Origin of the sequence: Novosphingobium sp. AP12 (genome assembly GCF_000281975.1) — a bacterium.
Classification (GTDB): Bacteria; Pseudomonadota; Alphaproteobacteria; order Sphingomonadales; family Sphingomonadaceae; genus Novosphingobium.
Map to the genome: position 1 here is coordinate 22,348 of NZ_AKKE01000006.1, position 16,952 is coordinate 39,299.

Sequence of the window (16,952 nt, forward strand, 5' to 3'; positions counted from 1 at the left end):
TGATCGGATCAACTCACGGGCCGGCGGGCCCGAATAGCCTGGGCCAACGTCCCCTCGTCGAGATAGTCGAGTTCGCCGCCAACCGGTAGACCATGCGCCAGTTGCGTGACGCGCACGGGAAAGTTTTCCAGACGTTCCGCGATGTAGTGCGCCGTCGTCTGGCCCTCGAGCGTGGCGTTCATCGCCAGTACGACCTCGTCCACGCCGCCGGCGGCAATGCGGTGAAGCAGACCGTCGAAAGCAAGATCTTCGGGCCGAACGCCATCAAGCGCCGAAAGCCGGCCACCCAGCACGTGGTATTTGCCGGTGAACAGCCGCGCGCGGTCCAACGCCCAGAGATCCGCCACTTCCTCCACCACGCAGAGCGAGCGGGCGTCGCGGCGCGGGTCGGCGCATATGGCGCAAGGGTCGGTGGTATCGACATTACCGCACACGCCGCATTCCACGAGCGCCTCGCGCACTGCGCCGAGTGCGTCCACTAACTGCACCAAGGCGGTTTCCCGGCGCTTGATCAGCCAGAGCACCGCGCGCCGCGCCGAACGCGGACCTAGGCCGGGCAGGCGCGACAGGGCGGCGGTGAGCGTCTCGATCTCTTGCGATGCCATGGATGGGGAGATAGGGCCTGCGCTTGCCCTTAGGAAGAGCCTCGGAGAGTTCCCCACATCATGCGCATCATCTTCATGGGAACGCCTGATTTCGCGGTACCTGCGCTCGTCGCGCTGATCGAGGCGGGACACGAGGTCGTGGCGGCCTACACGCAGCCCCCGCGCCCCGGTGGACGGCGCGGGAAGGAATTGACGCCTTCCCCGGTCCAGCGAGAGGCCGAAGCGCACGGGATCGAGGTGCGCCATCCTATCTCGCTCAAAGGGGCCGATGAGCAGCAAGCCTTCGCGGCCATGGAGGCGGATATCGCGGTGGTCGCCGCCTATGGGCTCATCCTACCTCAGGCGGTGCTCGACGCGCCTCGGCTCGGGTGCCTCAACATTCACGCGTCGATCCTCCCGCGTTGGCGGGGAGCCGCGCCTATTCAACGCGCGATCCTTGCTGGCGACCCGACCACGGGCGTGACCATCATGCAGATGGAGGCCGGGCTCGACACCGGGCCGATGCTGGCGACGCTACGCACCACGATCGAGCGCAAGACGGCCGGCGAATTGACCGCCGAGTTGGCCGATCGGGGAGCCCAGCTGCTGGTCGGCACCTTGCGCGACCTCGCCGTACACAGGGCCGTACGCCAGCCGGAGGACGGCGTCACTTATGCAAAGAAGATCGAGAAGGCAGAGGGCCGGATCGATTTTTCGCAAGAATCCGAAGCGGTCGAACGGCAGGTCCGGGCTTTCACCCCCGCGCCCGGCGCGTTCTTCGAACTGGAAGGCGAACGCTACAGGGTCTTGGCAGCAGACATGGTCGATGGCGGCGCGGAGCCGGGGACGACCCTCGACGATGCGCTTGCAATAGCCTGCGGTTCGGGAGCGATCCGGGTGACTCGCATCCAACGGGCCGGCAAGCCGGCAATGGAGAGCATAGAACTCCTGCGTGGACGCCCGATCCCGGAAGGCACCAAGCTCGGCTGAGGATCAGGCTTTTTCGGGCATGCGGCGCACCGGCGGCGGCTCGTCGGCCCACCGTGCGTGGCCTTCGATTAGGGTGCCGGCGAGTTTCTCCCACGCTGAAACAGGCTTGTCCCTGACCTTGATGTTGAAGCTGTCGGTCGTCCGAAATTCAAGGACTTCGGCGCCTTCCGGTCCTGCGGTGTAGGCATAGGGCACTTCCCTGCCGACGAAGAAGCCGTCGCCCGCCGCCAAGGTTTCGGTGCCCATCCGGATCGAACCGGCGACGACGTAGTACAAGCAGTCGCAATCATGAGTGTGGAGCGGGAGTGGAAAGCCGCTTTTTACCCATAGGCGCGCCAGGCTCATGCCTTCGCGGCGGTAGGGAACGTCGGCATATTCGCCGCGAACCGCCATCGCCTTGGCTAGCTGGGGCTGGACCGCAGCGAGGTTGGGCGTTTCGCCTTCGTAGGCCATGCATGCGCATTCATCGAGCGTGGGAGCATCGGCGCCGCGGAAGATTTCGAAGCGAGGACCCTGCGTTTCGGCCATGTTCGGCTCCTTTCCCGGTCAGAAGCGGACGATGCCACTTGTGCCGCTTGCCGCCAAGCCCATTGCGCGTGGGCACGGGTCCTGTATCGGCTGGGCGGAATGACCCGCTTCGCCCTCACCCTGGAATTCGACGGCGGCCCCTACATGGGCCTGCAACGCCAATCGCACGGCCCCTCGGTGCAGCAGGCAGTGGAGGAGGCGGCCCGCGCGGTGACTGGCGAGACGGTGGCCATGCATGCCGCCGGCCGCACCGACGCCGGGGTCCATGCCCTCGGCATGCGGGCCCATATCGATGTGGAGAAGCCGCTCCCGGCGTTCCGGCTGATGGGGGCGCTCAACGCCCTGCTCCGGCCCCACCCGATCGCGGTGCTGGACTGCATGCCGGTGGAGGACGACTGGCATGCGCGGTTTTCGTGCACCGGCCGGGCCTACGTCTACCGGATCGTCAACCGCCGGGCTCCGCTGACGCTGGAGCGGGGGAAGGCCTGGCAGGTGGGCACGCCGATCGATGCCGAGGCGATGCAGCGGGCGGCGCAGACTCTGGTGGGGCTGCACGATTTCACGACGTTCCGTTCTGCGCATTGCCAGGCGTCGTCGCCGGTGAAGACGCTCGACCGGCTTGAGGTGCGCCGTGAAGGGGACAGCGTGCTCATCGAGGCGGAGGCGCGCAGTTTCCTGCACCATCAGGTCCGCTCGATGGTGGGCTGCCTGGCCCTCGTAGGCATGGGCCGCTGGCGGGAGGAGCAACTGGGCGAAGCGCTGGCGGCGAAGGACCGGCAGGCGCTCGGCCTCAACGCTCCGCCGGACGGACTTTATTTCGTGCGGGCCAACTATCCCGGCGAGTGACCCATCGGCCAGAGGGTTTAGTTGATGAAGTACAAGCACACGGCACCGCTACTTGTAAGCGAAAGGTCCTGCTGGATCGACGGTTTGAAAGAGCCGACGCGAACGTAGCAGCGCTTTGCGATGTAGGAAAACGTGCCGGCCCGCGCTTGTTGCGATTACCGGTCAATACACTTTCGGACAGTTTGGTGCAGCGCCAGCATAGTCGTGCGACAGGTCGGGCGCAGACGGGGATCGTCCGAAACATCGACGAACGGTTCCCCGCATGATCCGACTCCTTCCCGCCTGCGCCGCCCTTGCCGTATGCTGCGGTGTGCTTTCAAGCGTCGCCGCGATGCCTGCAAAGCAGCGGACGGCGGTCATCGGCGCCGACAAGCCGGTCGACCTGGGACGGATGGTCGTGACGGCGACGCCGCTCTGACCCCCGCCCGTTCGTCGGGTTCAGAGCTTTTCGGTCGGCTTGCGGGTCACGGCCATGACGGGCGAAATGCCGATGGCGTTGGGCGCCGGCTTGGTCTTTGTCGCCTTGGGCTTGCGGACTTCGCGGGTGGTGCGCTTCTGTGACTTGGCCATGGTGGTGCTCCTGCTTCAAGCGGGGGCACTTCGCATCCCTCAGCCGCGAGAAGCTTGGTATCCAATCTCGCGATGGACCGCCGTACCACCGATACGTCCCGGCGCCGCATGAATTGTCGGCGCTCCGGATTACAAATCAGCCGGCCGTCAGGCCCGCGTCGAGACCGAGGCCGACCACGCTTCGCTGCGCAGCTGTTCGACCGCGGCCGAGGCGTCGGCCTGTTCACGGTAGCCGCCGCAGTCCACGAGGACGAGGCCTGCACCGGACATGAGGCGCCAATGCCAGTCACCGCCCGCGAAGAGGGTGGACGTCACGCTCACGCATTCGGAGCGGTAGATGTCGAAATGTGCGGACGAGGCATCGTTCTGCGGCTTCGTGCGAGTTGCCTCGACCCGCGCGGACGGCAGGCTGTCGTCCTTCCCGGAACGGATCGTCAGGCGCGATTGTATTCCCATGGCGTTATCCTTTCGTCGGCGGCGGTCGGACTTACCAGGCACCCCTGGCGCGATAGAACGGGAAACGGCGGACGACGCCCTCGACGATGTGGGCCTTCATCTTCACGCGCATCTCTTCGGCACCTTCGCTGCGTGTGCAGACGAGATGGGTCCCGCCCGATGGCAGCGGCTCGATCGCACTGATCGACACGGCGAATTTCTCGCACAGGGCGACCACTTCCGCTTCGGGAAGGTTGACGTTCATGGCGCGGCTCATCGCAGCGCTTCCACGGCATCACAAATATCGAACGAGAAAAAGTCGAGAGTCATCGCATTGCTCCACCGGTAAGCGGGAGCACGAGCGTCTCTCAGTCGAGAGACGGCTTACAAAAGCGGATGTCTTCGATCTTTCGAAGATAGGCACGATCGAGTAATAGTCAAGGGTGCCTTAATATCGCGCACCAGACAGGCTTCCTGCCTGAACTTGAAACGCGACTCGCTCTACACCTTTCGATCCGAGGACAACCCTGCGGTACTAAGTTCCATTTGCCCTGAACATGAGCCATTCTGTGAAGAACGCGGGATGCAGACATGAAAAAGGCGCCTCCGTTGCCGGAAGCGCCTTTTTCAAATCGCAATGAACGCGGAAAGGATCAGGCCTTGCCGACCACGCTTTCGGGCAGGTCCTTGCCGAAGACGCGCTGGTAGTATTCCGCCACCAGCATGCGCTCGGTCTCGTCGCACTTGTTGAGGAACGAGAGGCGGAAGGCGAAACCGACATCGCCCTTGAAAATCACCGCGTTCTGCGCCCAGGTGATGACCGTGCGCGGGCTCATCACCGTCGAGATGTCGCCGTTCATGAAGCCCTGGCGTGAGAAATCGGCTACCTTGACCATGTTGGCAATGGTGCCCGCGTCCATGTCCGGCACCTTGGCGGCGACGATCGCGGTTTCGGTGGCAGCGGGCAGGTAGTTGAGCGCGACCACCAGGTTCCAGCGGTCCATCTGGCCCTGGTTGATCTGCTGGGTCCCATGATAGAGCCCCGAGGTATCGCCAAGGCCCACCGTGTTGGCGGTGGCGAACAGGCGGAAGTGCTTGTCCGGGCGGATCACGCGGTTCTGGTCGAGCAAGGTCAGCTTGCCCTCCGTCTCCAGAATGCGCTGGATCACGAACATCACGTCCGGGCGGCCCGCGTCGTACTCGTCGAAGACCAGCGCCACCGGGTGCTGCAGCGCCCAGGGCAGCAGGCCTTCACGGAACTCGGTGACCTGCATGCCGCCGCGCAGGACGATCGCGTCGCGGCCGATCAGGTCGATGCGGCTGATGTGCGCGTCGAGGTTGATGCGGATGCACGGCCACTTTAGACGCGCGGCGACCTGTTCGATGTGGGTCGACTTGCCGGTGCCGTGGTAGCCCTGCACCATCACGCGGCGGTTGTAGGCAAAGCCCGCCAGGATCGCGAGTGTGGTGTCCGGGTCGAACACGTAAGTCTCGTCGAGGTCGGGCACGCGCTCGTCCGCCACCGAGAAGGCCGGGACCTTCCAGTCGATGTCGATCCCGAAGGTCTCGCGCACGTCGACTTCGGTGTCGGGAGCGGCCAGCACGGTGGCGTCGCGGTTCTCGGCGGTGATGTTCTTGGATTCTGTCATTGCAGGCTCTCGCCTAATGGACGGGGCGCTGCATCGCAATAAGGTTTGGACGGGCCGCTCGTGAAACACCGCCCCCTATCTCTCGCAAACGGTGCCGTCATCCCGGCGAAGGCCGGGACCCAGCCAGACCGAAAAGCCGCGAAGCGACGTTATTCATTGAGCTGGGCCCCGGCCTGCGCCGGGGTGACGGGAACTCCTACTCTGCGCCCACTTTGGGCGGCAGGCTGAACAGGTCGACGAACTTCTGCGCCAGTTCGGCGTCGCCCTCGATGCGCAAGCCGACGTCGGCGGGGGGCCACTTCCCGTAGAACACCGCGAGGAACGGGAAGCCCCCGTCGGCGGCGAAGCGCAGGTCCGGCTCCGGGTCGCCATCGCCGGCGGGATGGATGACGAGTTCGCCGTTTCCGAGTCGCGTGGTGAAGCGGGCGCTTCCCACATCCAGCGCCACCGCCAGCGTGAGGTCGCCGATCCGTTCGGGCACGATCATCGTGCGCATCGAGAGCATCAGCGAGACCGGCGTGATCGGCAGCGTCGGGTCGTGGAGCGTCGAGCGCACCGCCCAGCGGCCCAGTTCCTGCATCACGGGTTCGAGCGCCAGCCCCCACTCGGTCAGCCGGTAGACCTGCACCGAGGCAGGCGGCGGCAGCGTCTCGCGCCGGACGATGCCGGTGCCCTCGAGCGTCTCGAGCCGCTCGGTCAGCGTCTTGGCGCTCAGGCCCGGCAGTTCAGCGCGGATTTCACCGAAACGACGCGGACCCAGCATCATCTCGCGTATGATCGGCAGCGACCAGCGCTCGCCGATCAGTTCCATGGCGAAAGCCGCGCCGCAGGCATCGCCGTACCAGCGGCCATGGGCGCGGACGACTTCACCGTCCGTCGTGGATTTGGCGCGACTCGTTTCTTTTTGTAACTTCATAGTTGCTTTTAGTTACCACTCTCGGCACCGTTGGGCAAGAGGCGATTCGCTGAGGACGCCGACCAAGGAGAGACCGCAATGACCCGCATGCTGTTCGTGAACCTCCCCGTCGCCGACGTCGAACGCGCCAAGGCGTTCTACACCGGGCTCGGCTTCGTCAACGAACCCCGCTTCACCGACGAGACCGCCGCCTGCATGGTCTGGTCCGAGGCGATCTTCGTCATGGTGCTCAGCCACGAGAAGTGGAAGGGCTTCACCGACCGCCCGATCCCGGACTCGGGTTCGAGCGAGGTCATGCTCTGCCTCGCCTGCGACAGCCGCGCCGAAGTCGATGCGATGAACGAACGCGCCGGCCAGCATGGCGGCACCGCCGACGTCGCGCCGCTGTCGGACCACGGCTTCATGATGAGCCGCAGCTTCACCGACCCCGACGGGCATTTCTGGGAAGCGATGTGGATGGACCCGGCGGTGGCCTCCGGGGAAACGCCGATGGAACAGCCGGCCTGACGCGCAGATAACGACAAGCGGGAGAGAGACGATGCCGATCGATCCGAACGCCGAACTGGAGATCACCGCTTTCGAGTGGGTCCCCTCCTTTGCCCAGGGCCACGTGCGGGACCTGCGCCCGCGCTGGGCCTGCGAGGAATGGGGTCTGCCCTACAAGGTGCGCCTCATCTCCGCGCTGGAGCGGCCCGAGTGGTACTTCACCGACCAGCCCTGGGGCCAGGTGCCCTACGTGCTCGACGGCGAGGTCGGCGTGTTCGAAAGCGGCGCCACGCTCATCCACATCGCCGAGAAGGCGGGCGCCCTGCCCCCGATCGGCTCGCAGGAGCGCGCGGCGGTGCTGAGCTGGCTGCTGGCCGCGTTCAACTCCGTCGAGCCTTCCGTGATGGAACTGGTCAATTGCACCATCTCCCGCAAGGAAGAGTGGGCGCAACTGCACAAGCCCTCGCTGATGGAAGAGTTGGGCGGCAGGCTCGACCGGCTGCAGACCGCGCTGGGCGACGACGAATGGCTGGCCGGCGCATTCTCGATCGCCGACATCGCCATGGCCACGATCCTGCGCGGCCTGCCCGACCCGGCGCTGCTCCAGGCGCAGCCCAAGCTCGCCGCCTACGTGGAACGCGCCATCGCCCGCCCCGCATTCCAGCGCGCTCTGGAAGCCCAGCTCGCGCCCTTTGCCGAAAACGAACCCAGCAAGCAGAAGGAAGGAGCCTGAATCATGGCCTATATCGATGGTTTCGTGATCGCCGTCCCCAAGGCGAACAAGGACAAGTTCATCGAGCATGCAAAGATGGGCGACCAGGTCTTCATGGACCACGGCGCCACCCGCATCCTCGAGTGCTGGCAGGACGACGTGTCCAAGGGCAAGCAGACCGACTTCTTCCGCGCGGTCGAGTGCAAGGAAGACGAGGCGGTGGTCCTCAGCTGGATCGAATGGCCCGACAAGGAGACCCGTGAAAAGGGCATGGCGGAGGTCATGGACGTCATGAAGACCGACCCGCGCATGGCCCCCGAGACAAACCCGATGCCCTTCGACGGCATGCGCATGATCTACGGCGGCTTCACGCCCATCGTCACTCTCGGAGAATAGCCATGGGCAATCCTGTCGGCAGTTTCATCTGGTACGAGCTTATGACCAGCGACCCGGACGCGGCTTCCGCGTTCTACGGCAGCGTCGTCGGCTGGAGGATCGGCGCCAACGAGATGCCCCAGGCGGGCATGGACTACCGCATGATCGAGCGGCTGGACGGCGGCGGCGCGGGCTGCGGCTACAATGGCGGCGTCTTCGCTCTCGACGACGAGATGATTGGCCAGGGCGCCTCGCCGGGATGGCTCGGGTACATCTACGTGCCGGACGTCGACGCCAAGGCGGCCGAGATCGTCGCCGAGGGCGGGCAGATCCACGTCCCGGCCACCACCATGGAAGGCGTCGGCCGCTTCGCCATGGTGACCGACCCGCAGGGCGCGGCATTCTACCTCATGACCCCCGAGCCGCCGGCTGACGATCCCGACGCCACCAGCGACGTGTTCTCGGTCGAAAAACCGCAGACAATTCGCTGGAACGAACTCGTCACCCCCGACGACGAGGCCGCCGTCGCCTTTTACAAGAAGCACTTCGGCTGGAAGCAGGAGGGTGGCATGCCGATGGGTCCGCTCGGCGAATACCGCTTCCTCCAGCTCGGCGACATCGGGATAGGCGCGGTGATGAAGAAAGCCGACTTCATGCCGGTCGCGGGCTGGACCTACTACATCGGCGTCGACGACATCGACCGCGCTTTCGCCGCGGTAAAGGACGGCGGCGGCAAGCCGCAAGGCGAGCCCATGCAGATCCCGACCGGCGAGTACACCGTCCACGCCTTCGATCCACAGGGCGCTTACTTCGGATTGGTCGGCCCGCGCGCCGGCTGACATGTTCACGACATGCGAGCGGTGATTGACGCCGCCCGCATGTTCCATCAATGTTCCGCGCATTCACACCCACGAGGGAGAACGCCGATGGCCGACTACACCTTCTTCACGAACCCGATGTCGCGCGGGCAGATCGCTCGCTGGGCCCTGCACGAAGTCGGCGCCGACTACGAGCAGGTGCTGATCGACTGGAAGGACAAGCCGGACGCCTTCCTCAAGGCCAACCCGATGGGCAAGGTGCCCACCATCGTCCACCACGCGGATGGCGGCGACCGCGTGGTGACCGAGGCGGCGGCGATCTGCCTCTACCTCGCCGAGATGCACCCCGAAGCGGGCCTGCTGCCCAACGATGGCGAGATGGCCGACTATTACCGCTGGACGCTCTTCGCCTCCGGCCCGATCGAGCAGTCGATCACCTCTCGCGCGCTCAAGTTCGAGCCCAAGCCAGAGCAGGAGATGCTGGCCGGCTGGGGCAGCTTCGACCGCACCATCCACACCATCGACGAGAAGCTGAGCGCCGACTCTTGGGTCTGCGGGGACCGCTTCACGATGGCGGACGTTTATGTCGGCAGCTCGATCGACTGGGGCCTGACCTTCGGGATCATGCCGCCCCTGCCCTCGCTGGTCGGCTATGCCGAGCGCTGCCAGGCCCGCCCCGGCTACAAGGCCGCAAAGGCCATCGACGGCAAGCTGATAGAGGAGATGAAAAAATGAGCGGAGAGGCAAAGGCCCGCGTCTGCCTGTGGTACAACGGCGACGCGGAGGACGCGGCGAACTTCTACGCAAGCGTATTCCCCGAAACCACGGTGGACTCCCTCCAGCGCGCCCCCGCCGACTACCCCGACGGTTCGGAAGGCAACGTGCTGGTCGTCGAGTTCACGGTCCTGGGCATCGAATGTATCGGCCTCAACGGCGGCGACCAGTTCCCGCAGTCCGAAGCGTTCTCGTTCCAGATCGCCACCGACACGCAGGAAGAGACCGACCGCTACTGGAACGCCATCGTCGGCAATGGCGGCGCGGAAAGCCAGTGCGGCTGGTGCAAGGACAAGTGGGGCCTCAACTGGCAGATCACCCCGCGCGCGCTCACCGACGCGATGTCCGGTCCTGACCGCGCAGCCGCCAAGCGCGCGATGGAAGCGATGATGACGATGCGCAAGATCGACATCGCGGGGATCGAGGCGGCGGTGGCAGCCGCCTGAGCCGCGCATGACGATCGAGCTCAACCACACGATCATCTGGTGCCGCGACCGGCATGTCTCGGCGGACTTCTTCGCGGAAATCTATGGCCTGCCCGAGCCGGTCGATCTGTACCATTTCCGCTTGGTCAAGCTGGGCGACGGCGTCTCGCTCGACTTTGCCGAGCGGGACAAGCCGGTATCGCCGCAGCACTACGCGATGCTGGTCGACGAAACTGCGTTCGACGGCATACTCGCGCGGATCGAGGCGCGCGGCCTGACCTTCTGGGCCGACCCTGCCCGCAGCCGCGCGGGCGAGATCAACCACAACGACGGCGGCCGGGGCCTCTACTTCGAGGACCCTGACGGCCACATCCTCGAAGCGCTGACCGTGCCTTACGGCGGCTTCCCCGGAAAGAACGACGCATGACCCTGGCGCTCTACGGCCACCCCTTCTCGTCCTACACCTGGAAGGCGCAGATTGCGCTTCAGGCTGCGGGGCTCGACTACGAATTCCACATCGTCGATCCCGATCACCCCGAAAATGCGGCGGTGATCCAGTCGGCCGGCCCGCAGGGCAAGTTCCCGGTCCTGCGCGACGGCGAGAACCTGCTGTTCGAGGCCAGCTCGATCATCGAATACCTCTCGCAGCACCACGCCGGCACCGACGTGCTGCTGCCCTCCGAGGCCGACGCGGCGATCGGCATGCGCATGCTCGACCGGGTGTTCGACAACTACGTCATGGGCCCGATGCAGGAGGTCGTGAACGAATACCTGCGCGACGCCGAAAACCCCGACCTCGCCCGCGTCGAGGAAGCCCGCGCGAGGCTCGACCGGAGCTACGCATGGCTCGAGGGCTGGCTGCAGTTCTACCCGGCGCAGGGCCAGATCACCCTGATCGAATGCGCCGCCGCGCCCGCGCTGTTCTACGCCGACTGGGTCCATCCGATTCCCGAGATGCTGCCCCGCCTGCGCGCCTGGCGCGCCCATCTGCTGGACCTGCCTCCGGTCGCATCCTGCGTCGAGGCCGCCCGCCCCTACCGCGCCGGCTTCCCGCTTGGTGCCCCCGACCGCGACTGACAGGAGAGAACGATGTCCAACGAACTGTCCATCACCCGGCTGATTGCCGCCCCTCCCGCCAAAGTCTGGGAAGTCCTGGCCGAGCGGCAGAACGAATGGTGGTGCCCCACCCCCTGGCGCGCCGAAGTGGATGAGCAGGACCGCCGCCCCGGCGGCGTCTGCAAGATGACGATGTTCGGCCCCGACGGCGAAGTCGCGCCGCAGAACGGCATCTACCTCGCCTACGACGAGGGCCGCCGCTTCATCACCACCGACGCGGTGGTGGACGACTTCCAGCCCAACGGCCCCTTCATGATCGGCATCTGGGAAATCGCCCCCGAAGGCGAGGGCACCCGCTACACCGCCACCGCCCGCCACTGGACCGAGGAAACCATGAAGCAGCATGCCGAAATGGGATTCACCGAAGGCTGGCGCGCCTGCGCCGAGCAACTCGCGGCGATCTGCGAGAAGGAAGCGGGGTGATCGCGCTCGAGGGCGGCTGCGCCTGCGGGGAGGTCCGCTACCGGCTGCTGTCAGCGCCGATCGTCGTGAACTGCTGCCATTGCCGCTCGTGCCAGCGCGAGTCGGGCAGCGCCTTCGCGCTGAACGCAGTGATCGAAACCGACCGGGTCGAAACCCTCGGCGCCGCGCCCGAACGGATCGATACGCCTTCCGACAGCGGCAAGGGGCAGGCCATCCTGCGCTGCCCTTCGTGCAAGGTGGCCGTGTGGAGCCACTACGGCGGCGCCGGCAACGCGGCGAGCTTCGTGCGCGTCGGTACCCTCGACGATCCGGCCGCCTACCCGCCCGACGTCCATGTCTTCACGGTGAGCCGCCGGCCTTGGGTCGCGATCCCGCCGGGTTCCGAATCCTTCGAGCAGTTCTATTCCAGGAAGGACGTCCCGCGCATCTACGGCGAGGACGGCGCGGCCCGTTGGGGCTCCCTGATGGGTCGGTAGCTCACGCGAAAGCCGCCGCCTTCTTCAGCACCCCATAGGCCTCGACCACGCCTTGCAGCTTCGCCGCATGGCTGTGGTCGCCGCCGTTGTGGTCCGGGTGATATTGCCGCAGCAGCCGCGAATAGCGCATCCGCAGCGTCTTGCGGTCGATATCCACGCCAAGCCCCAGGTATTCGAGGGCGCGCCGCTCGTCCGGCGAGAACCGCGCGGCCTCCGGCTTCATCTCGGCCCGCCGGCGGTTCACATGCGCCCGGGCACGTGCCTGAATAGCCTCCAGCGGATCGGCGAAATCGGCCCAGCGCGGCACCCCGTCGACGCCGCCGTCCGGGCGGAAGGCGCGCGTCTGCGTTTCCCACCCATGCAGCGGCGACTGCGCGCGCAGGATCTCCTCGGTGTCCATGCCCTCGAAGTAGTCGTAGCCCGAATTGAAGGCGCGAACGTGGTCGAGGCAGAACCAGCGGTAGTCGCCCGGACCGTCGAAACCCGAGGGCCGACCGCCCGGCGCGCGGAACTCGCCCGCCTCCCCGCACCCCGGCCAGGCGCACTGGCGACCGCCGGATTCTACCCTGCCATGAAATCTATGCTGTCTCACCGGCTTCCAGATGGGCGATCGAACGCCTATTGTGAAGCCCATGACCGGACCACTTGCACTCGAAATGCGTCAATTGCTGACTGCTGCCTTCGCCCCCACCGCGCTCGACGTGGTGAACGATTCCGCCACCCACCGCGGCCACAGCGGCGACGACGGCAGCGGCGAATCGCATTTCACCATCGTGATAGAGAGCCCGCAGTTCGTCGGCGTCTCGCGCCTCCAGCGCCAACGCCTGGTCAACGCCGCCCTCGGCGACATCCCCGGCAACCGCGTCCATGCGGTGGCGATCAAGGCGCGCGCTCCGGGGGAGTGATTTAGGGGTTTCAAGCGGAGGCGCGGAAGCGCGGAGAAGAAAAGGGTTGGTTCGCGCAAAGGCGCAAAGAGGGCGCGCTTGCGGCGAAGCCGCTGTTTCATCCAGGCGCTGCTTCAACCGAACGCTCGGATCGTGAGGTGACTTGCGGCGCCGCAAAGCCCCTTCGCGCCCTTGCGCCTTTGCGCGCGCCCTTCCTACTCTTCTCCGCGCCTCCGCGTGAACGGCCTCCTCCCACCGCCGCGTGAAACCGATATCCCCCCCGCCTTCGCCATTGCCCTTTGCGCTTCCCGCGCCTAAATGCGCGCACCATGCCGACACCTCTGACTTTCGCCGTGCCCAAGGGCCGTATTCTCGACGAAGCGCTGCCCTTGATGGCGCGTGCCGGCGTGGTGCCCGAGGCGGAGTTCCACGACAAGAAGTCGCGCGCGCTCTCGTTTGCCTGTGAAAACAGCGACATGCGCCTGATCCGCGTGCGCGCCTTCGACGTGGCGACTTTCGTCGCGCACGGCGCCGCGCAGGTCGGCATCGTCGGTTCGGACGTGGTCGAGGAATTCGCCTACTCCGACCTCTACGCGCCCGTCGACCTCGCGATCGGCCACTGCCGCCTCTCCGTGGCCGAGCCCGTGGGCGAGACCGGCGGCGCACTGCCCTCGCACCTGCGCATCGCCAGCAAGTACCCCAACCTCACCCGCCGCCACTTCGAGAAGCTGGGCGTGCAGGCCGAGGTCGTGAAACTGAACGGCGCGATGGAACTGGCGCCCTCGCTCGGCCTCTCGAGCCGGATCGTCGACCTCGTCTCCACCGGCCGCACGCTCAAGGAGAACGGCCTCGTCGAGACCAGCCGCATCCTCGACATTTCCGCGCGCCTGATCGTCAACCGCGCCGCGCTCAAGACCGACGACCGCGTCGCCGCGCTGGTCGATGCCTTCCGCGCGCTCGTGGCCGAAGCCAAGGCCGCCTGATGCTCCGCCTGTCCAGCAGCGATCCCGGCTTCGCGGAGGCCTTCGCCCGCGTGGTATCGGACCGCCGCGAGAGCGCGGTGGACGTCGCCGCCGACGTCGCCGCGATCATCCAGGCCGTGCGCCAGCGCGGCGATGACGCGCTGGCCGAATACACCACCAAGTTCGACCACCACGACCTCGACCTGACCGGCTGGCAGGTCGGCGCCGAGACCTGCAAGGCCGCGTTCGACGCGCTCGACCCCACCTTGCGCGAGGCCCTCGAACTCGCCGCCACCCGCATCCGCGCCTACCACGAAGCCCAGCTTCCCGAGGACCGCGATTACACCGACTCCGCCGGCGTGCGCCTCGGCGCGACGTGGAACGCGGTGGACGCGGCCGGGCTCTACGTACCGGGCGGCCGCGCCGCCTATCCGTCGTCGCTGCTGATGAACGCGATCCCCGCCAAGGTCGCGGGCGTCGAGCGGCTGGCCGTCGTCACCCCGACCCCGAACGGCGAGGTCAACCCGCTCGTCCTCGCCGCCGCGCACCTTGCCGGCGTGGACGAAGTGTGGCGCGTGGGCGGTGCCCATGCGGTCGCGGCGCTCGCCTACGGCACCGACCGGATCGCGCCCGTGGACGTCGTCACCGGCCCCGGCAACGCCTGGGTGGCCGAGGCCAAGCGCCAGCTCTACGGCGTCGTCGGCATCGACATGGTGGCCGGCCCCAGCGAGATTCTCGTCATCGCCGATGCGAAGAACCAGCCGCGCCGGATTGCCGCCGACCTGCTCAGCCAGGCCGAGCACGACCCGACCTCGCAGTCGATCCTCATCACCGACGACGCGGCCTTTGCCGATGCCGTCGCGGAGGCGGTGGAACTGGAACTGGCCGGCCTCTCGACGCAGGCGACGGCGCGCACCAGCTGGACCGACAACGGCGTCATCATCGCCGTCGCCAGCTTCGACGAGGCCCCTGCCCTCGCCAATGCGCTGGCCGCCGAGCACGTCGAGATCGCCACCGACGCGCCCGAGGCACTGATGCGCCGTATCCGCCATGCCGGCTCGGTGTTCCTCGGCCGCATGACCCCCGAGGCGGTCGGCGATTACGTCGCGGGCCCCAACCACGTCCTGCCCACCGGGCGGCGTGCGCGGTTTTCGTCGGGGCTCTCGGTGCTCGATTTCATGAAGCGCACCAGCTTCATCCAGCTCGACCAGGCGGCGCTGGAGGCCATCGGCCCCGCCGCCGTCGCCCTTGCCGATGCGGAAGGGCTTCCGGCGCACGCGCGCTCCATTTCCATAAGGCTCGGCCAATAATGTCCAATTCCAAGCAAAAGCGGGCAGCCGCCCGTCTCGCCGCCGTTCAGGCGCTCTACCAGTTCGACATGGAAGGCACGCACCTGCCCGTCCTGCTCGACGAGTTCCACCGCCACCGCCTCGGCATGGAAATCGACGACGCCAAGTTCGCGCAGGCCGAAGTCGCGTTCTTCGACGACGTCGTGAAGGGCACGATCGCTCGCCGCGACGAGATCGACGAACTGCTGTCGTCCAAGCTGTCGGAAGGCTGGTCGCTCCCGCGCCTCGACAAGACCATGCTGCAAATCCTGCGCGCCGGCACTTACGAGCTGATGGCCCGCGCAGACGTGCCGACCGGCGCCGCGATCAGCGAGTATCTCGACGTCTGCCACGCCTTCTTCGACCCGCGCGAGGCGAAGTTCCTCAACGGCGTGCTGGATTCGGTGGCGAAGTCGGTTCGCTGAGGCGGACTCGACTTGGACCCATGCTGACGGCATCACCGTGCGATGGCCGGTGAATTCGCCTTCATTGACGCACTGCGCGCGATAGCGACGGCGCCCGGCGCCCGGGCGCTGACGGACGATGCGGCAGTGCTGTCCATCGGCGGTGAGACTCTGGTGCTCACGCTCGATACGCTGGTCGAGGGCGTCCACTACCTGGCCGGCGACCCGGCGGGCGACGTGGCGTGGAAGCTCGTTGCGGTGAACGTCTCCGACCTTTCCGCCAAGGGAGCCACGCCTCTGGGCTGCCTCTATTCGCATGCGCTGGGCGAGGATGACTGGGACCGTGCGTTCCTCGCGGGGCTGGACGCGGCATGCCGTGATTTCGCCATTCCCCTCCTCGGCGGCGACACCGTGCGCATGCCCGATGGCTCGGCGCGCAGCTTCTCGCTGACCGCGCTCGGAACCGGCCGGAAGGATTGCGTGGTGCCCTGTCGCACCGCCGCCCGCGTCGGCGACCGGGTGTGGGTGAGCGGGACGATCGGCGATGCCGGGTTGGGCCTCGCCGCTGCGTCCGGGACGCTCGATGGGCTTGCGGCGCATGTCGCCGCGCTGGCCGCGCGCTATCGCCGGCCGATGCCCGACCCGCGCTTCGGCGCGGCGCTGGCGCCGCTGGTCCATGCGATGATGGACGTGTCGGACGGCTTGCTGGTCGACGCGGGCCGCATCGCGCAGGCGAGCGGCGTGGGGATCACGCTGAACGCCGAGGCGGTGCCGCTATCCCACGCCCTGCGTGCCGTCGCGGGAGGCTCTCTCGAGGCCCGCCTCGCGGCGATGACCGCGGGCGATGACTACGAACTGCTGTTCACCGCCCCGCCCGGCCACACCGCGCTCATCCGCGAAGCCGCCCGCGCCTTGGGCCGTCAGGTGACCGCCATCGGCACGGTCGGCGAGGGCAGCGGGCTGTCGCTGCTCCACGAGGGTCGGCCGGTCCCGCTCCCCGAGCGCCTCGGCTACCAGCACTGAACCTCGTCCCCGGCTCGACCGGGGACCACTGGCAAGGCCGCACCACCTTCAGCGGTGCGCGGCGCTGCAGTGGCCCGGCGCAGGCTCCCGCCTGAAGTGCTCCCGGATCAAGTCCGGACGACGGTGACCGATAGCCGCTTGCCAGCCTCCCGCCTTCACGATAGCCCTTGCCGCCTCGAACGGGAAAAACCCGTCGAGTAACAAAAACCCATTGGGAAGGGGGCGTTC

At 66.9% G+C, this 16,952-nt stretch carries 26 protein-coding genes; 18 read left to right on the forward strand and 8 right to left on the reverse strand.

Going from position 1 to position 16,952, the window contains the following annotated elements; translation table 11 throughout:
- Positions 1–8: 8 nt before the first annotated feature.
- Entirely contained in the window at positions 9–605 is a 597-nt protein-coding gene (recR, locus tag PMI02_RS00260) for a recombination mediator RecR (RefSeq protein ID WP_007677059.1), read from the reverse strand.
- Between the two features lie 60 nt (positions 606–665).
- Here recR and fmt point away from each other — a divergent pair, with 60 nt between their 5' ends.
- Positions 666–1,574: a methionyl-tRNA formyltransferase gene (gene fmt, locus PMI02_RS00265; RefSeq protein ID WP_007677061.1), complete on the forward strand. Its 909-nt coding sequence runs from the start codon at positions 666–668 to the stop codon at positions 1,572–1,574.
- A 3-nt stretch (positions 1,575–1,577) separates the two neighbouring features.
- Here fmt and PMI02_RS00270 read toward each other — a convergent pair whose 3' ends face one another.
- The gene (locus PMI02_RS00270) at positions 1,578–2,102 is read right to left on the reverse strand and encodes a cupin domain-containing protein (RefSeq protein WP_007677069.1); all 525 of its coding nucleotides are present in this window, start codon (positions 2,100–2,102) and stop codon (positions 1,578–1,580) included.
- Positions 2,103–2,201: 99 nt separating this feature from the next.
- Here PMI02_RS00270 and truA point away from each other — a divergent pair, with 99 nt between their 5' ends.
- A complete protein-coding gene (gene truA / locus PMI02_RS00275; protein ID WP_007677070.1) occupies positions 2,202–2,948 on the forward strand; it encodes a tRNA pseudouridine(38-40) synthase TruA in 747 nt (248 codons plus the stop codon).
- A gap of 262 nt (positions 2,949–3,210) precedes the next feature.
- Positions 3,211–3,366 (forward strand): hypothetical protein, encoded by a 156-nt coding sequence (locus tag PMI02_RS26805; RefSeq protein WP_157222298.1) that lies wholly within the window; start codon positions 3,211–3,213, stop codon positions 3,364–3,366.
- Positions 3,367–3,386: 20 nt separating this feature from the next.
- On the opposite strand, the gene PMI02_RS28140 is transcribed toward PMI02_RS26805, so the two are convergent.
- From PMI02_RS28140 to PMI02_RS00295, 5 genes are all read right to left on the reverse strand, one after another.
- The gene (locus PMI02_RS28140) at positions 3,387–3,518 is read right to left on the reverse strand and encodes a hypothetical protein (protein ID WP_007677072.1); all 132 of its coding nucleotides are present in this window, start codon (positions 3,516–3,518) and stop codon (positions 3,387–3,389) included.
- A 147-nt stretch (positions 3,519–3,665) separates the two neighbouring features.
- Positions 3,666–3,974: a DUF1508 domain-containing protein gene (locus tag PMI02_RS00280; RefSeq protein ID WP_007677074.1), complete on the reverse strand. Its 309-nt coding sequence runs from the start codon at positions 3,972–3,974 to the stop codon at positions 3,666–3,668.
- A gap of 31 nt (positions 3,975–4,005) precedes the next feature.
- A complete protein-coding gene (locus PMI02_RS00285) occupies positions 4,006–4,230 on the reverse strand; it encodes a hypothetical protein (RefSeq protein WP_007677077.1) in 225 nt (74 codons plus the stop codon).
- Between the two features lie 376 nt (positions 4,231–4,606).
- On the reverse strand, positions 4,607–5,602 hold the full coding sequence (cobS, locus tag PMI02_RS00290) for a cobaltochelatase subunit CobS (protein ID WP_007677080.1): 996 nt from the start codon (positions 5,600–5,602) through the stop codon (positions 4,607–4,609).
- A gap of 196 nt (positions 5,603–5,798) precedes the next feature.
- The gene (locus tag PMI02_RS00295) at positions 5,799–6,518 is read right to left on the reverse strand and encodes a winged helix-turn-helix transcriptional regulator (protein ID WP_007677083.1); all 720 of its coding nucleotides are present in this window, start codon (positions 6,516–6,518) and stop codon (positions 5,799–5,801) included.
- A 78-nt stretch (positions 6,519–6,596) separates the two neighbouring features.
- Between PMI02_RS00295 and PMI02_RS00300 the strand changes: the two genes are divergently transcribed.
- From PMI02_RS00300 to PMI02_RS00345, 10 genes are all read left to right on the forward strand, one after another.
- Positions 6,597–7,025: a VOC family protein gene (locus PMI02_RS00300; protein ID WP_007677086.1), complete on the forward strand. Its 429-nt coding sequence runs from the start codon at positions 6,597–6,599 to the stop codon at positions 7,023–7,025.
- A gap of 31 nt (positions 7,026–7,056) precedes the next feature.
- Positions 7,057–7,737: a glutathione S-transferase family protein gene (locus PMI02_RS00305; protein WP_007677088.1), complete on the forward strand. Its 681-nt coding sequence runs from the start codon at positions 7,057–7,059 to the stop codon at positions 7,735–7,737.
- A 3-nt stretch (positions 7,738–7,740) separates the two neighbouring features.
- The gene (locus PMI02_RS00310) at positions 7,741–8,112 is read left to right on the forward strand and encodes a DUF1428 domain-containing protein (RefSeq protein WP_007677089.1); all 372 of its coding nucleotides are present in this window, start codon (positions 7,741–7,743) and stop codon (positions 8,110–8,112) included.
- Positions 8,113–8,114: 2 nt separating this feature from the next.
- Positions 8,115–8,930 carry a VOC family protein gene (locus PMI02_RS00315; protein ID WP_007677090.1) on the forward strand — a complete coding sequence of 272 codons (816 nt, stop codon included), beginning with the start codon at positions 8,115–8,117 and terminating at the stop codon, positions 8,928–8,930.
- Between the two features lie 87 nt (positions 8,931–9,017).
- Entirely contained in the window at positions 9,018–9,644 is a 627-nt protein-coding gene (locus PMI02_RS00320; RefSeq protein WP_007677092.1) for a glutathione S-transferase family protein, read from the forward strand.
- Positions 9,641–10,129 carry a VOC family protein gene (locus PMI02_RS00325; protein WP_007677094.1) on the forward strand — a complete coding sequence of 163 codons (489 nt, stop codon included), beginning with the start codon at positions 9,641–9,643 and terminating at the stop codon, positions 10,127–10,129. The genes PMI02_RS00320 and PMI02_RS00325 overlap by 4 nt, the downstream gene beginning before the upstream one ends.
- A 7-nt stretch (positions 10,130–10,136) precedes the next feature.
- Positions 10,137–10,535 (forward strand): VOC family protein, encoded by a 399-nt coding sequence (locus tag PMI02_RS00330; protein WP_007677096.1) that lies wholly within the window; start codon positions 10,137–10,139, stop codon positions 10,533–10,535.
- Positions 10,532–11,185: a glutathione S-transferase family protein gene (locus tag PMI02_RS00335; protein WP_007677098.1), complete on the forward strand. Its 654-nt coding sequence runs from the start codon at positions 10,532–10,534 to the stop codon at positions 11,183–11,185. The genes PMI02_RS00330 and PMI02_RS00335 overlap by 4 nt, the downstream gene beginning before the upstream one ends.
- Positions 11,186–11,197: 12 nt before the next feature.
- Positions 11,198–11,647, forward strand: a complete 450-nt coding sequence (locus PMI02_RS00340) for an SRPBCC family protein (protein ID WP_007677100.1) — start codon at positions 11,198–11,200, stop codon at positions 11,645–11,647.
- Positions 11,644–12,123, forward strand: a complete 480-nt coding sequence (locus PMI02_RS00345) for a GFA family protein (protein ID WP_007677101.1) — start codon at positions 11,644–11,646, stop codon at positions 12,121–12,123. Before PMI02_RS00340 ends, PMI02_RS00345 begins: the two co-directional genes overlap by 4 nt.
- Before the next feature lies 1 nt (position 12,124).
- Here PMI02_RS00345 and PMI02_RS00350 read toward each other — a convergent pair whose 3' ends face one another.
- Positions 12,125–12,715 (reverse strand): J domain-containing protein, encoded by a 591-nt coding sequence (locus tag PMI02_RS00350; protein WP_036501622.1) that lies wholly within the window; start codon positions 12,713–12,715, stop codon positions 12,125–12,127.
- A 40-nt stretch (positions 12,716–12,755) separates the two neighbouring features.
- Between PMI02_RS00350 and PMI02_RS00355 the strand changes: the two genes are divergently transcribed.
- From PMI02_RS00355 to thiL, 5 genes are all read left to right on the forward strand, one after another.
- The gene (locus PMI02_RS00355) at positions 12,756–13,028 is read left to right on the forward strand and encodes a BolA family transcriptional regulator (protein ID WP_193372866.1); all 273 of its coding nucleotides are present in this window, start codon (positions 12,756–12,758) and stop codon (positions 13,026–13,028) included.
- Positions 13,029–13,336: 308 nt separating this feature from the next.
- Positions 13,337–13,990, forward strand: coding sequence for an ATP phosphoribosyltransferase (gene hisG / locus PMI02_RS00360; protein ID WP_007677110.1), 654 nt, complete (start codon positions 13,337–13,339; stop codon positions 13,988–13,990).
- Entirely contained in the window at positions 13,990–15,279 is a 1,290-nt protein-coding gene (gene hisD, locus PMI02_RS00365) for a histidinol dehydrogenase (protein ID WP_007677113.1), read from the forward strand. Before hisG ends, hisD begins: the two co-directional genes overlap by 1 nt.
- Complete coding sequence (nusB, locus tag PMI02_RS00370; protein WP_007677116.1) at positions 15,279–15,722, forward strand: transcription antitermination factor NusB; 444 nt, start codon at positions 15,279–15,281, stop codon at positions 15,720–15,722. Before hisD ends, nusB begins: the two co-directional genes overlap by 1 nt.
- A 42-nt stretch (positions 15,723–15,764) precedes the next feature.
- Positions 15,765–16,724: a thiamine-phosphate kinase gene (thiL, locus tag PMI02_RS00375; RefSeq protein ID WP_007677118.1), complete on the forward strand. Its 960-nt coding sequence runs from the start codon at positions 15,765–15,767 to the stop codon at positions 16,722–16,724.
- Positions 16,725–16,952: the final 228 nt, after the last annotated feature.